The organism is Rhizobium laguerreae (genome assembly GCF_002008165.1).
Lineage (GTDB): Bacteria > Pseudomonadota > Alphaproteobacteria > Rhizobiales > Rhizobiaceae > Rhizobium > Rhizobium laguerreae.
In genome coordinates, this window is sequence record NZ_MRDM01000014.1 from 458,685 (window position 1) to 472,422 (window position 13,738).

Genomic DNA, 13,738 nt, shown 5'->3' on the forward strand with positions numbered 1-13,738 from the left:
CCCCTGGCAGCCCGACGAGAGCCCTGCCGGTCGGGTGTGGTTCGAGGTCGATGACGAGGAAGGCAAGCCCTCGCGATGGGTGACGCTTCGAGCGATGCGGGTGCTCAGATCGTGGGATGCCCAGCCCTCAATCAATGCCTGACGGCAAACCCAGCGCGCACAGGAAATGTGTCTCGATCGCCCGCAGCAATTCGGCGCGATCGGACGGTGTCTCACCGATACCGGGCTGATTGACCACGCCGTGCAGGCATTCTCGCCGGCACCCGATCTTATGTGTCCTTACGCGCAGCATCCACTCGTTGCCGCTTGCGGCGCACAGCAGGCCGCCGCCTTGCTGGTTTCCTCTGCCAGCCAGCGGTCGCGCGGCTTGCAGCTTGCCGGTCGCGGCGAAAGCGTAACATGGACGGCGCCCGCACTGAGAACCGGCATCGCCGCGCAATAGAGCTGCATCGGCCGCACGCCGTCGCTGACTTCGAAGGTGAGCTTCGCCGAGCGGTCTAGTTGCACATGCTCCGTCACTTTGCGGATGATGGAATGGAACTTGCCGGCCGGCATATGCGTGCGGTCGCCTTCCTCGATATCCCAGAGCTGGATGAAGATTTCCGCCCACGCTTCGGGATTGGCACCGCAATCCAGGCCTGAGAATTGGCCGGCCTTGACCTCGGTGACATGATAGCCGGGTTTCACCGCCTTGCCGTCATAATAGAAAATCAGCGGAGAAGCCTTGGCGCCGGCAAGCACACTGAGCAGCAGGCCGAGATCGATGTCGTTCTCTTGAATTTTGCTGTTGTCGATGACGTTCACTTACGCTAATCCTAATTTCAACGTTTCAAGGATTATTGAAATATGGATCAACGTCAAGCCCTCAATGCATTCGGCGCGCTCTCCCAGGAAACCCGTCTTCAGATCGTCCGCATGCTTGTAGTTTCCGGCCCTGATGGCATGGCGGCAGGCGCGATCGCTGAGAAGGCGGAGGTTTCGCCATCCAATATCTCCTTCCATCTGAAGGAGCTGGAACGGTCCGGGCTGATCGCACAGCAGCGTGAATCGCGGTCGATCATTTACACCGCGAACTACGAAGCGCTTGGCGGCTTGGTTCGCTTCCTGATGGAAGATTGCTGTTCCGGACACCCGGAAATCTGCGCACCTGCCGCGGAGGTTGCGGCCTGCTGCGCCCCTAAAATGGAGGAGAAACTGCAATGACCACTGACCGCGTTTACAATGTGCTCTTTCTCTGCACGGGCAATTCTGCCCGCTCGATCCTGGCTGAATCCATTCTGGAGACCGAAGGCAAGGGTCGATTCAAGGCTTATTCAGCCGGCAGTCAGCCGAAGGGCGGGGTTAATCCCTATGCGCTGAAGGAGCTTGCGGCGCAGGGCTATCCAACAAGCGGCTTCCGCTCGAAGAGCTGGGACGAGTTCGCCGAGCCGGGCGCTCCGGAGATGGACTTCATTTTTACTGTCTGCGACAGCGCTGCCGGCGAGGCCTGCCCGGTCTGGATCGGTCACCCGATGACCGCTCATTGGGGCGTCGAGGATCCCGCTGCCGTCGAGGGCAGCGAAGTCGACAAGGGCCGTGCTTTCGCACAGGCCGCCCGCTTCCTGAAAAACCGAATCAGTGCCTTTTTGAGCCTGCCTCTTTCCTCGATCGACAAGCTCGCCCTGGAATCGCACCTGCGCCAGATCGGCACGATGGAAGGCGCCAGCATCAAACAGCCAAAGGCGAGCTGATGAGTTTGGATTTGAACCAACAGGCCTTGGTGGGGCACGACGACAGCCTTCGCGTCGCGCTCGCAGGCGCCGGACTTCCGGTCGATGACCTCACAGACGCCGGCCGAAGCTTCTATCGGTTTTCGCGTGGCGGCCAAACTGTCGGCTTCGGCGGGCTGGAGCTTCATGGCGAGACCGCACTCCTGCGTTCCATTGTCGTGCTGTCCGATCAGCAAGGCTTTGGCTTCGGCCATGCGATCACCCTTGGCCTGCTCGATCAGGCGCAAAGGGAAGGCGCAACTGCAGCCTATCTGTTGACAGAAACAGCCGCCCCCTTCTTTCAATCGCTTGGCTTTCGTCCGATCCCCCGCGATGAAGCGCCAACCGAGATCCTGACGACGAGGCAGGCAGCGAGCCTGTGTCCGGCATCGGCCGCCCTGATGGTCCGGAGCCTGCCGGCATGAGCGCGCCGGTGTTCCCGCTGTCTCGACGAATGGTCGCCGAAGCGCTCGGCACGCTGTTGCTCGTGGCAACCGTCGTCGGCTCCGGCATCATGGCGGATAGCTTGACGGACGATACCGCGCTTGCGCTGCTCGGCAATACGCTGGCAACGGGGGCAATCCTCGTCGTCCTCATCACGATCTTAGGCCCGATTTCCGGGGCACATTTCAATCCGGTCGTGTCGCTGGTGTTTGCGCTCCGGCGCGAACTACCTGTCTCTTCCGTTCTCGCCTATATCGCCGCGCAGATCGCCGGCGGCATTGCCGGAACGATGCTCGCCCATACGATGTTCGACCTTCCTCTGCTGCAGGCATCGGAAACCGTGCGCACCGGCGGCGCGCAATGGCTCTCTGAAGTGACTGCAACCTTCGGCCTCGTCTTCGTCATCTTCGCCGGTGTGCGCTTTCGCGCCGATGCCGTGGCATGGCTGGTCGGCCTTTATATCACCGCCGCCTACTGGTTCACCGCCTCCACCTCCTTTGCCAATCCCGCCGTCGCGATTGCTCGATCGCTGACGCACACCTTTTCCGGCATCCGCCCAATCGATCTACCGGGTTTTATCGCCGCTGAGGTCATCGGCGCCTTGCTGGCGCTGATGCTTGCGGGATGGCTGCTGATGGAAGCCCGAAATCCTGAAAACCTCACCAAGACGGAATCCGCCTTATGACTATAGATGCTACGATCTATCACAACCCTGAATGCGGCACCTCGCGTAACACGCTGGCGATGATCCAGAACGCCGGCATTGAGCCCAACGTGATCGAATATCTGAAAAACCCGCCGTCGCGCGAGCAGCTGATCAAGGTGATTGCGGATGCAGGTTTGAGCGTTCGCGAAGCGATCCGCGAAAAGGGCACGCCCTATGCGGAGCTCGGCCTCGACAACCCGGATCTTACCGACGAGCAACTGCTCGATGCGATGCTGAAAGACCCGATCCTGATCAATCGCCCATTCGTCATCACCCCGATCGGCACGCGCCTTGCTCGGCCTTCCGAAGTCGTCCTCGAAATCCTACCGGAAACGCATCAGGGCGCCTTCACCAAGGAAGACGGCGAGAAAGTGCTCGATGCCGGAGGCAAGCGCATTGTCTGATCTGCCTGCCGTATCGCCGATGCATCTGCGTCAACCTGATATGGATGCGCTCAGACCGGCGTTCTCAACGCACAAGCCGCGCATCCTCATCCTTTATGGCTCGCTGCGAACAGTGTCCTACAGCCGCTTCCTCGCACAGGAGGCGGCACGGATGCTCGAATATTTCGGCTGCGAAGTGCGCATCTTCAATCCCGAAGGTCTGCCGCTGCCTGATGCGGCGCCGGCGAACGACCCAAAAGTTCAGGAGTTGCGCGAATGGTCGGCATGGTCTGAAGGCCAGGTGTGGGTCAGCCCAGAACGTCATGGCGCGATGACCGGCATCATGAAAGCGCAGATCGACTGGATTCCATTGTCGGTGGGATCCGTCCGGCCGACGCAAGGCAAGACGCTGGCGGTGATGCAGGTCTCCGGCGGCTCCCAGTCCTTTAATGCGGTAAGCCAGCTCCGCATCCTTGGACGGTGGATGCGGATGATCGCAATTCCCAATCAGTCCTCGGTTGCCAAAGCTTTCCAGGAATTCGACGCGGACGGCCGTATGAAACCCTCGTCCTATTACGACCGCGTCGTCGACGTCTGCGAGGAATTGGTGAAGTTCACGCTGCTGACCCGTGATGCCTCGAACTATCTGACCGACCGCTACAGCGAGCGGAAGGAAGAAGTCGAAAAGCTTGAACAGCGCGTGAGCCTCAGATCCCTATGACAATCGTCAGCACCGAACGACCGCCAGTAGCGGCCATTGCCGCGCTCGGACTGACGCAGATCATCGGATATGGATCGCTCTATTACAGCTTCAGCATCCTCGCCCCCGACATGGCTCGTGATCTAGGCTGGTCATCGGAATGGATCTTCGGCGCGCTCTCCGCGGCCCTTCTGATCGGCGGCCTGGCCGCACCTCTCATGGGCACGTGGATCGATCGCTTCGGCGCAGGCAGGATCATGACTTCGGGCTCGGCGATTGCCGCCGCCGCCCTCGTCGCCTGCGCCTTCGCGCCGGGAAAGATCGCTTTCGTCGCGGCATTGATCGGCATCGAGATCGCCTCGAACCTGGTGCAATATGGCGCAGCCTTCGCTCTGCTCGTGCAGATCAGGCCGCAGGTCGCTCAGCGCAGCATCACTTATCTGACCCTAATCGCCGGCTTCGCCTCGACCATTTTCTGGCCGATTACCACGGCGCTGCATGCGCATCTCTCATGGCAGGAAGTCTATCTGATCTTCGCCGCGCTCAATCTCGTGGTCTGCCTTCCCATTCATGCCTGGCTCTCCCGTGGCGTCAGCCAAACCAGGAGACGGACCGGAGAGGGGGTCGCAAAACGCGTCGAGCCGAGCCTACCTCCGTCGTTGCGCAGGCCGGCCTTTATCCTGATGGTGACGGGCTTTGCTCTGGAGAGCTTTGTGAACTCGGCGCTTCTGGTTCACATGGTGCCCGTAATGTCGGCACTCGGCCTCGGCGCCATGGCAGTGGTGGTCGGAACGCTCTTCGGTCCGTCACAGGTGCTGAGCCGCCTCATCAACATGGTCTTTGGCGAGAGCTTGTCGCAAGTGATGCTGGCGATCATCTGCGCCATCCTGCTGCCGACAGCCCTTGTCATCCTCATCGCCACGGCACCCTCGGTGCCCGGCGCGCTACTCTTTGCCGTCGTCTTCGGTCTCGGCTCGGGCCTTAACAGCATCGTCTACGGAACCTTGCCGCTCGCGCTCTTCGGAAGCGATGGCTACGGCCGGCGGCAAGGACAGATCATGTCGGTCCGTCTCGTCGTCTCCTCGATGGCGCCGTTCGCGCTCGCCTTCCTGATGGGCAATATGGGCGTATCGTGGTCGCTGTCGATCGCTGCTTTGCTCAGCACCGTCGCCGTTGCCGCATTCTTGGCCATCATGTGGCTGACGCGCCCGGTTGCCCGGCCGGAAACTGTTGCCAATCCCCGAGAGGCTTGAGCGCATTCATCGGGACAGGCGCTACTTGAAGACGGCCGAGCCCTTGACGATGTCGATCGTCTCGCCGCCGTCGAGCCCGATGCGGTCGCCGTCGGGCGTTGTCATGAAGCAGCCAGAAGCACAGAGGTTTTCCGAAGCGCCGGCATCGACCACGACCTCGACGCGCTGGCCGCTCTCGGTGATGACGAGCACGACGGCGGCTGGGTCGGTGTTGGTGATGGATGCCGCTTCAGCCGCGGGTGCGGCAAGCAGCGGGACAAGCAGAACGGCGGCAAATCTTGCCATCATGTGCGGCGGCGCTGGCGCGCCCTCCCCTCGAACGATCGGTGCTGCCCCCGGCAGCGATCCCGATAGTGGAGATCATGCACATATAGCTGTGAATGATGGCTGAATGACCCGTTCAGCCTTTCCGATTGACTTCTGCCGTCTTGCTGCGCAATTGCCGCACCGGCTGCTCTTCCTCCTCCATGGGCGTGTCCGCCGCGTTTTCCTGCTCGTTGGCTTGATCCCTGCCCGCATCCGCAAGCGCGGGACGAGCCTCTCGATGGATGGTAAGATCGGTCTGTGGCAGCGGGATCTCGATGCCCTCGGCCTTGAAGCGCTTAAGGATCTCGATCCTGAGATTGTTGCGCACCGCCATGCCGTCACCCATATCGGCGAGGAAGAAACGCAGCTCGAAATCCAGCGAATAGGGCCCGAAGCGCAGGAATTCGACATGCGGCTCCGGATTGCGCATGACGAGCGGTATCTTGGCCGTCAGTTCCAGCAGGATGTCCATCACCTGCTGCGGATCGGCGTTGTAGGCGACGGAAACCGGAATTTCCGAGCGGCCGATCTTGTTGCGGTGCGTCCAGTTGCCGACGAGGCCGTTGATCAACTCCGAATTCGGCACGATGATCGACTGCTTGCGGAAGGTCTCGATCTCGGTGGCGCGCACCGAAATGCGTTTGACGATGCCTTCGGCCGTGCCTGATACGACATGGTCGCCGACCTTGAACGGCCGTTCGACGAGCAGGATCAGGCCGGAGACGAAGTTGGAGACGATGTTCTGCAGGCCGAAACCGATACCAACCGAAAGTGCGGAGGCAACGAGCGCGAAGCTCGACAGATCGATGCCGGCCGCCGAAACACCGATGATCGCCGCGATGCCGACGCCGAGATAGCCGATGCCGGTCTTGACCGAATTGCGTACGCCAAGATCGACATGGCTTCTGGCCATCACATTGCCGTCGAGCCAGCGCTGCAGCCAGCGCGTCAGCAGGTAGACGCCGGCAAACAGCAGAATGCCGGTGCAGATGCCGAGCAGCGAGATGCTGATGCCGCCAAGCCTGACCTCGGTGAACAGCCGGTAGGCGAGAAGCTGCAGGTCCTGCACGTGGAAACCCCAGAGCAGCAGGATCAGCGGGATGCCGACGAGAAGCGCCACCGCATAGATGGCAAGGCCGACGACCAGCCCGGCCTGGTCGATCGCCACCGGCCCGAGCTTGAAGCGGCGTGTCAGGAAGCGCGCGAAGAAAGTATCGCCGAAGCTTTCCTGCCTGGATATCGCCTTGCCGGAGAGCAGGCCGACATACATGGTGACGACGACCGCACCGGTGATGATGAGCTGCGTGGCGACGAAGCGCGCGAGCCCGACATACCCCGTCAGCGCGGTGAGGATGAGACCGGCGCCGAGGACCCGCAAGGTGATCGCCATGCCGCGCGGCCAATGCCTTCCCGGTGCATCGGGATCGCCGTTCTTCGCCAGCATCGGCTTGCCGAAGGACGCCGCGATCAGGATCAGGCCGATGATCAGCGCCGCGATCAGGCTCCTGACCACGGTCAGCACCAGCGGCGAGCCCATCGCCTCGCCGATCGTACCGAACAGATAATCGAGCGCGTTGACGATCGCCATCGCCAGCAGGCAATAGCCGATCGAGCGCGCGCCGCGATTGGAAAGCCGAACGAGCCGCCAATGCGGTTCGTTCGGCGCGAAGATGGCGTTGACGAAGCGGCCGACGAAATAGACAAGCCCGATCGCCCCGAACAGGGCGCCGATGACAGGTGCGATGTCGGGCCGCAGCACATTGAACCCGTTGAGGAAAAAGAAGGAGGTGACGAGCAGCACCGAGAGCGCCAGCGTGCGGATCAACGTCGACCAGAAGGCGATCGACAGCCGCCCGATATAGGACGGGTTCTCCACTGCTTCGTCGCGGCGCAGATACGAGCCGAACAGCCGGTAACTGCCGGAGAGCAGGATCAGCGCCGAGGCGAGCGACAGGAAGATCGCGGCAAACATCGGGAAACGCTTGAATTTCCAGACGAAAGCAGCCCAGCTCGACAGGGCCTGCGAGAATTCGCGGGCCTCATGCACGAAGGCGCTGCCGGCATCGTCGAGCACCGAGACTGAAATCTCGGTGCGCCTGAGCAGCGTATCGGCAAACAGCCGCCGCCGCATCTCGGTGATCTCGTTGACGAGCTTCGTTACCGTGATCGACAGGTTTTCGGCGTCGCCCGTCAGCGCGTTGATCTGCGCGCGTTCGGCGGCGAGCGCGTTGCGCTCCTGGGTGACGATCTCGGCTTCAGGCGGCTGCCCGTCCTTCGGCGGATCGCCGAGCTCGGCAAGCCGGTTCTTGATCTGGTCGAAACGCGGCCTGAGATTGACCGATATGGTGATGACGGCGCGGCTGAGTTCGTCGGCCTTGGTCGCAAGCCCGACCAGGGCATCGTCATTGTCGGCATTCTGCTTGACGCCGTCCTGAAGCGCGGTCAGCTGGACCTTCGCCTTGTCAATCTCCTTCGTCGCCTGATCGAGCGAGCTATCGACAAGCGGCGCCTGCGCGGCCGCCGGTGCCTGCGGCTCCTGCGCGAAAGCCGCAGCACCCTTGAAATGCGCGCCGGCGACCGCCAGCGTCAGCAAAAGAATGGTGCGAAGCAGGATCGGTCTCAGCCGCAAAAGCGCCTCCGGGAAAGGTTGTCGTCGGAATAGAATGCCAGCTTGTCTTAGTAAAGAAAGGCGACAGAAAGGCAGAAGCTCCCTGGAAACCCTCAGAAACCGGCATCGGGCCGGGTGAGATAGTCGCATTCCTCAGCCGTCGACTCGCGTCCGAGCATGGCATTGCGGTGCGGAAAGCGGCCGTAGGCGGCGATCACGTCGCGGTGGCGGATCGCATAATCGCGATATTCTTCATCGCCAAGCGCGGTGAACAGTTCCACCGATCGCTCCTGTTCGCCAAGGTCCTCGGCATGTTCGAAGGGCATATAGAAAAAGGTGCGGCACGCGGCTTCGACCGCCTGATCGGCGCCGGATGCCAGCGCGAGCTTGGCTTCCCGAAGCGCCAGCCCATCGGTCGCGACGGCAAGCGCCGTGCCGCGATAGATGTTGCGGGGAAACTGGTCGAGCACGATCACAGCCGCCAGCCGGCTCTCCGCATCCGCCCGCCATTCGGCGCCAACATCCGCGGCAAGGGCCAGATGGGTATCGCGAAAGATCGTGCTGATCTCCGCGTCGAGGTCAGGCGTCGCGCGGAACCACACCTCCCGGCCGCATCTGACGAACCAGAAATCATAGACCTCTTTCGGTGTACGGATCGTCGTCATGTTTCCTCTCCCCCAGCGTTAGGCTTATTAATGCCGTTTCGGTAAATTATTGTAGAAAAAGGGATAACACCGTGCCGGTAGCCCCCTCATCCGGCTGCCGCCACCTTCTCCCCGCTGGGGAGAAGAGATTCGCGGCAACGTCTCGATTCCCCCTTCTCCCCTCGGGGAGAAGGTGCCCGTAGGGCGGATGAGGGGGCTACCGGAACACCCTGCGCTGCACTTCCTACTTCCCCTCATGCAACGAAAACACCAGCGTCGCCTTGGTTCCGTCGTGGCCGGGGTCATAGGCGAAATCCGATTTCAGGCTGGCGGCCATGGCCGTCAGAATGCGTGTGCCGAGGCCGGTTCCCCTGGCCGGGCTCGACGGATCGAAACCGGCGCCGTCATCCTCGACGATGACACGCAACGCGTCGTCCGTCTGGTCGACGATGACCCGGATCTCACCCGGCACGCTGTCCGGATAGGCATATTTGAAGGCATTGGTGACGAGTTCGCTGACGATCAGCCCGAGTGTGATCACCTTGTCGGTCGCCAGATTGACCGGCTGCGCGGTAAGCACGATGCGGTGCGGCCGCTTGTCGTCGCGCATCGAGGTCTCGAGTTCGGTGAGCAGGCTGTTCAGATATTCGTCGACCTGCACCGAGCCGACCTGCCGGTTAGTATAGAGCCGGCGGTGCACGCTGGCGATGGCGTTGATGCGCATCTGCGTTTCGTGCAGCGCGTCGATCGCCACTTGGTCGGTGGTCATCGAGGATTGCATGCGGATCAGCGCGCCGACGAGGCCAAGGCTGTTGGCGATACGGTGATTGACTTCGGCGAGCAGCATTTCGGCAAGGTCGCGCTGCTGGCGGATCACCTCCTGCGCCTGCGCCGTCTCGCGGCGAAAACGCGTTCGCTCCAACGCCTGTTCGAGGGCGGCGGCGAGCAAGTCGAAATAATCGGCTGAGATCCCCTTCAGCATGTAATCATCGGCGCCGGCCTTCAGCGCGGCGACCGCGATGCTGGTATCGTCCGAACCCGTCGCGTAGATGACCGGTGGGTGATCCGGCATCGCCGTGATGCTGGGCAAAATGTCGAGGCCGGTCTCGCCAGCCAGGACATGATCGAGCACGACGGCGTCGATACCGCCTTCGCCCAGTCTTGCAAGGCCGGCAGCGTCGCTCTCGGCCCACTCGACCGAAAAGCCACGACGGCGCAGGTTTTTCTGCATCAGTAGGGCAAGCCCCTCATCGTCGTCGATATAGAGGATGTGGATCAGGGCATCCGCATCGCCGCTAGAATTGCTCATTCCGTCTCCCGGCGTTCTCTCGCAGCGACGACCGCCCGCAAGCGTCCGAGTCGTCCGCATGGCAATGTCGTATTGCATTGGCCGCCTGGGGTAAACAGCGGTTATCCCTCGCTCTTGTCGCAGGCGGCGCGGAAGGAGGATGTCGGGAAGCCGGCATTTTTGGAACATGACCCTGGGCTGGGGAGGATCCCTATGGAAGCCGCTGAAGGAGACGGGGAAACGAAAAACCTGAAATGAGATGCATAAACGCCGAGCGGCCCTATTGGTTCCGCGGATAAGCTAAATTTTCTGGAATTTCCGATGACCGGATACTTCGGCCCCTGCCTCCGCCGGCAATTGCAGAAAGCGCAGCGACGAGACGATCCCGATCGCACCGACCACGACGAAAGCCCAGCGGAAATCGGCAAGGACGGGATTGTCGGCGCCCCTGAAAGCCGAGGCGATGTTGAGCACGGCCGCGGCCACTGCCACGCCGAGCAGCATCGATACCTGCTGCAGCATGCTCGACAGCGTCGAGGCCGAGCTTCGCTGCGCCGGGCCGATGTCGGCGAAGGCGAGTGTATTTAGCGCAGTGAATTCCATCGACCGCGACAGGCCGGCGAGGAAAAGCAGCGCATGGATGAAAAACGGCGGCGTCTCCGGAGAGAGGAAACCGCAGCCGACAATCGAAAGAGCGGCGATCAGCCCGTTGACCCCAAGCACAGTGCGAAAGCCGAAGAAGCGCAGCAGCGGCGTCGTCACCGCCTTCATGCTGAAATTGCCGAGGAAATAGACGAGCAGGTAGGTGCCGGCGGCAATCGAGCTCAGGCCGAAGCCGAGCTGGAACAGCAGAGGCAGCAGGAACGGCGTCGCATTGATCGCCATCCGGCAGGCCGTGCCCGCCGACAGCGTCGACATCGAGAAGGTCTGGATGCGGAAGGCCGAAAGATCGAGCAGCGGATTGTCGACGGCGAGGAAATGCCGCGTCGCCATGACTGACAGCACGATGCCGGCCGCCAGCATGGATATGATGGGCAAAAGCCCGCCGTCCCATTTGACCGAGAGTTCGAGGGCGGCGAGCAGGAAGGTCAGCCCGGCGGCGCTCAATACAAAGCCCACGAGATCCAGCCGGCCGGAATTGGTCTCGCGCTGCTCCGGCACGAAACGCAGCACCAGCGCGATGCCGATAATGCCGATCGGGATATTGATGAGGAAGTTCCAGTGCCAGCTGGCATAGGTGGTAATGAAGCCGCCGAGCACCGGGCCGATCACCGGCGCCGTCAGTGCCGGCCAGGTGATCAGCGCGATCGCCTGGACGAGTTCCGACTTGCGGGCATTCTTCAGCACGATGATGCGCCCGACCGGCGTCATCAGCGCGCTGCCCGCGCCCTGGACGGCGCGCCACAGCACGAATTCCGCAAGGCTGCCGGACAGCCCGCAAAACAGCGAGGCGCCGGTGAAGACCGCAATCGACATCAGGAAAATGCGGCGTGCGCCGAACCGATCGCCGAGCCAGCCCGACAGTGGAATGAAGGCGGCCATCGTCAGCATGTAGACGGTGATGCCGATGCTCATCGACACCGGCTGCACGCCGAAGCTTGCCGCCATCTGCGGCAGCGAGGTGGTGACGATCGTGCCGTCGAGGATCTGCATGAAGAAGGAAACGGCAACGACCAGCGCCACGATCTTTGCCTGGCGGCCGCCTGCGGCCTCTTGCCCATTCTCGCTCGTCTCTGCCGTGGTCATCGATCTGCCAATGAAAATTCCGGATGACGCGGCAGGAAAACGGGAGGAAGCCGATCAAAGATCTGCCGCGCGGGGGAGCGCAGACATGGAAAGCCGCGCACTGGCTGAATACGCCCGTTGCATCCGGCCGGAAAGGCTAAATCTCGCACTGCCTAGGAATATTCCCGATGCGGCCCGGTGCCCGGCGGCATCGACCCAAGAAAGGATTCAAGAAAAAGGCCCCACCGAAGCGAGGCCAAGCTTGAACCGCTCCGGGGAAAATGAGGAGCGGCGTGCAGTCCATATCGTGCGATCGATGTCACAGCGAGGCCAGATGTCGCTGCTTCGGTACGCTCGCCAAAAAAATTTCGCGATCTGCCGAAAAGATCGGCTCCAAAACTATCGCCCATGGGGCGCGACACCTGTCGCACTGCAGCAACGATTGGCGCTTGCAATGTTTATAAAAATGGATATCACTAAACATATTGCTAAACATGATGATTGAGGAGTTCATGTGAGCATTCTCTGAAGTGGGTGAACATGCGACGCCGGCGGGGAGCCGGCCCTTGGTTCTGGGAGGAACTTATGCAGAAAACATCGAAAGCCCTTTTCGGGCTGGCCACGGCATTCGTCATGTCGTCGGCATTGCCCAATCTCGCCAAAGCCGATGAACTGACGCTGTGCTGGGCCGCATGGGACCCCGCCAATGCGCTGGTCGAGCTGTCGAAGGATTTCACCGCCAAGACCGGCACGCAGATGAAGTTCGAATTCGTTCCCTGGACGAGTTATGCCGACCGCTTCCTCAACGAGCTGAATTCCCATGGCAAGCTCTGCGACCTCATCATCGGCGACAGCCAATGGATCGGCGGCTCGGCCGAGAACGGCCACTACGTTAAGCTCAACGACTTCTTCGACAAGGAAGGCATCAAGATGGATGACTTCGTGCCGGCGACGGTCGTCGGTTACTCGGAATGGCCGAAGAACACCCCGAACTACTGGGCGCTGCCCGCCATGGGCGACGTCGTCGGCTGGACCTACCGCAAGGACTGGTTCGAGAAGCCGGAACTGCAGAAGGAATTCAAGGAGAAATACGGCCACGACCTCGCGGCGCCGAAGACCTACGACGAGCTGAAGCAGATCGCCGAATTCTTCCAGAAGCGTGAGATCGACGGCAAGACCGTCTACGGCGCCTCGATCTATACCGAGCGCGGCTCCGAAGGCATCACCATGGGCGTGACCAACGTCCTCTATGACTGGGGCTTCCAGTACGAAAACCCGAAGAAGCCCTATGACATGGAAGGCTTCGTCAACTCCGACGACGCAGTCAAGGGCCTCGAATTCTACAAGTCCCTCTATGATTGCTGCACCCCGCCCGGCAGCTCCAACGTCTACATGGTCGAATCCGCCGACGCCTTCAAATCCGGCCAAGTCGCCATGCAGATGAACTTCGCCTTCACCTGGCCCGGCCTCTACAAGGACGAGAAGGTCGGCGGCGACAGGATCGGCTTCTTCCCCAATCCGGCTGAAAAGGTCCACTTCGCCCAGCTCGGCGGCCAGGGCATCTCGGTGGTTTCTTACTCCGACAAGCGCGATGCCGCCCTGCAATACATCAAGTGGTTCGCACAGCCCGACGTGCAGGCCAAGTGGTGGGAACTCGGCGGTTTTTCCTGCCTGAACTCCGTCGTCAACGCGCCGAGCTTTGCCAAGAGCCAGCCCTATGCCCAGGCCTTCCTGGACTCGATGGCGATCGTCAAGGACTTCTGGGCAGATCCGAGCTACGCTTCGCTGCTGCAGGCCATGCAAAAGCGCGTCCATAACTACGTGGTCGCCGGCAACGGCACCTCCAAGGAAGCGCTCGACGGCCTGGTGAAGGACTGGAGCGACGTCTTCAAGGACGACGGCAAGATCTGACGCGCGGCATCCCTGATGCGCG

At 61.6% G+C, this 13,738-nt stretch carries 15 protein-coding genes and 2 pseudogenes; 11 read left to right on the forward strand and 6 right to left on the reverse strand.

The features are described 5' to 3' along the window. Positions 1–4: 4 nt before the first annotated feature. Positions 5–142, forward strand: a pseudogene (locus tag BS630_RS38010) (squalene cyclase); the annotation flags it as partial. Between the two features lie 137 nt (positions 143–279). Here the strand turns inward: BS630_RS38010 and BS630_RS18005 are convergent. Then, complete coding sequence (locus BS630_RS18005; protein WP_077978467.1) at positions 280–804, reverse strand: DUF6428 family protein; 525 nt, start codon at positions 802–804, stop codon at positions 280–282. Positions 805–846: 42 nt separating this feature from the next. On the opposite strand from BS630_RS18005, the gene BS630_RS18010 reads away from it, so the two are divergent. Genes BS630_RS18010 through arsK form a run of 7 tightly spaced genes read left to right on the forward strand, consistent with a single transcriptional unit; the run spans position 847 to position 5,234 of the window. After that, entirely contained in the window at positions 847–1,203 is a 357-nt protein-coding gene (locus BS630_RS18010) for an ArsR/SmtB family transcription factor (RefSeq protein ID WP_077978468.1), read from the forward strand. After that, positions 1,200–1,730, forward strand: a complete 531-nt coding sequence (locus BS630_RS18015) for an arsenate reductase ArsC (RefSeq protein ID WP_077978469.1) — start codon at positions 1,200–1,202, stop codon at positions 1,728–1,730. Before BS630_RS18010 ends, BS630_RS18015 begins: the two co-directional genes overlap by 4 nt. Next, positions 1,730–2,173, forward strand: a complete 444-nt coding sequence (gene arsN2 / locus BS630_RS18020; RefSeq protein WP_077978470.1) for an arsenic resistance N-acetyltransferase ArsN2 — start codon at positions 1,730–1,732, stop codon at positions 2,171–2,173. Before BS630_RS18015 ends, arsN2 begins: the two co-directional genes overlap by 1 nt. Then, positions 2,170–2,877: an aquaporin gene (locus BS630_RS18025; protein WP_077978471.1), complete on the forward strand. Its 708-nt coding sequence runs from the start codon at positions 2,170–2,172 to the stop codon at positions 2,875–2,877. The genes arsN2 and BS630_RS18025 overlap by 4 nt, the downstream gene beginning before the upstream one ends. Beyond that, a complete protein-coding gene (gene arsC, locus BS630_RS18030; protein WP_025394969.1) occupies positions 2,874–3,302 on the forward strand; it encodes an arsenate reductase (glutaredoxin) in 429 nt (142 codons plus the stop codon). The genes BS630_RS18025 and arsC overlap by 4 nt, the downstream gene beginning before the upstream one ends. Continuing rightward, complete coding sequence (gene arsH, locus BS630_RS18035; protein ID WP_077978472.1) at positions 3,277–4,002, forward strand: arsenical resistance protein ArsH; 726 nt, start codon at positions 3,277–3,279, stop codon at positions 4,000–4,002. Before arsC ends, arsH begins: the two co-directional genes overlap by 26 nt. Further along, complete coding sequence (arsK, locus tag BS630_RS18040; protein WP_025394971.1) at positions 3,999–5,234, forward strand: arsenite efflux MFS transporter ArsK; 1,236 nt, start codon at positions 3,999–4,001, stop codon at positions 5,232–5,234. The genes arsH and arsK overlap by 4 nt, the downstream gene beginning before the upstream one ends. A 21-nt stretch (positions 5,235–5,255) precedes the next feature. On the opposite strand, the gene BS630_RS18045 is transcribed toward arsK, so the two are convergent. The 3 genes from BS630_RS18045 to BS630_RS18055 form a co-directional block, all read right to left on the reverse strand. Continuing rightward, the gene (locus BS630_RS18045; protein ID WP_025394972.1) at positions 5,256–5,522 is read right to left on the reverse strand and encodes a hypothetical protein; all 267 of its coding nucleotides are present in this window, start codon (positions 5,520–5,522) and stop codon (positions 5,256–5,258) included. Positions 5,523–5,634: 112 nt separating this feature from the next. Beyond that, positions 5,635–8,169, reverse strand: a complete 2,535-nt coding sequence (locus tag BS630_RS18050; RefSeq protein WP_077978473.1) for a mechanosensitive ion channel family protein — start codon at positions 8,167–8,169, stop codon at positions 5,635–5,637. Positions 8,170–8,261: 92 nt separating this feature from the next. Next, positions 8,262–8,813, reverse strand: coding sequence for a DUF924 family protein (locus tag BS630_RS18055; protein ID WP_077978474.1), 552 nt, complete (start codon positions 8,811–8,813; stop codon positions 8,262–8,264). A 71-nt stretch (positions 8,814–8,884) separates the two neighbouring features. Between BS630_RS18055 and BS630_RS38690 the strand changes: the two are divergent. Continuing rightward, positions 8,885–9,017, forward strand: a pseudogene (locus tag BS630_RS38690) (endonuclease domain-containing protein); the annotation flags it as partial. A gap of 19 nt (positions 9,018–9,036) precedes the next feature. Here BS630_RS38690 and BS630_RS18060 read toward each other — a convergent pair. Together BS630_RS18060 and BS630_RS18065 are read right to left on the reverse strand one after the other, a co-directional pair. Then, on the reverse strand, positions 9,037–10,101 hold the full coding sequence (locus BS630_RS18060; RefSeq protein WP_077978475.1) for a sensor histidine kinase: 1,065 nt from the start codon (positions 10,099–10,101) through the stop codon (positions 9,037–9,039). A 279-nt stretch (positions 10,102–10,380) separates the two neighbouring features. Beyond that, the gene (locus tag BS630_RS18065; RefSeq protein ID WP_077978476.1) at positions 10,381–11,826 is read right to left on the reverse strand and encodes an MFS transporter; all 1,446 of its coding nucleotides are present in this window, start codon (positions 11,824–11,826) and stop codon (positions 10,381–10,383) included. 85 nt (positions 11,827–11,911) lie between these two features. Between BS630_RS18065 and BS630_RS37055 the strand changes: the two genes are divergently transcribed. Further along, positions 11,912–12,310, forward strand: a complete 399-nt coding sequence (locus BS630_RS37055) for a hypothetical protein (RefSeq protein WP_158081417.1) — start codon at positions 11,912–11,914, stop codon at positions 12,308–12,310. Between the two features lie 80 nt (positions 12,311–12,390). Continuing rightward, entirely contained in the window at positions 12,391–13,716 is a 1,326-nt protein-coding gene (locus tag BS630_RS18075; RefSeq protein WP_077978477.1) for an ABC transporter substrate-binding protein, read from the forward strand. The last annotated feature ends 22 nt before the right edge of the window (positions 13,717–13,738 follow it).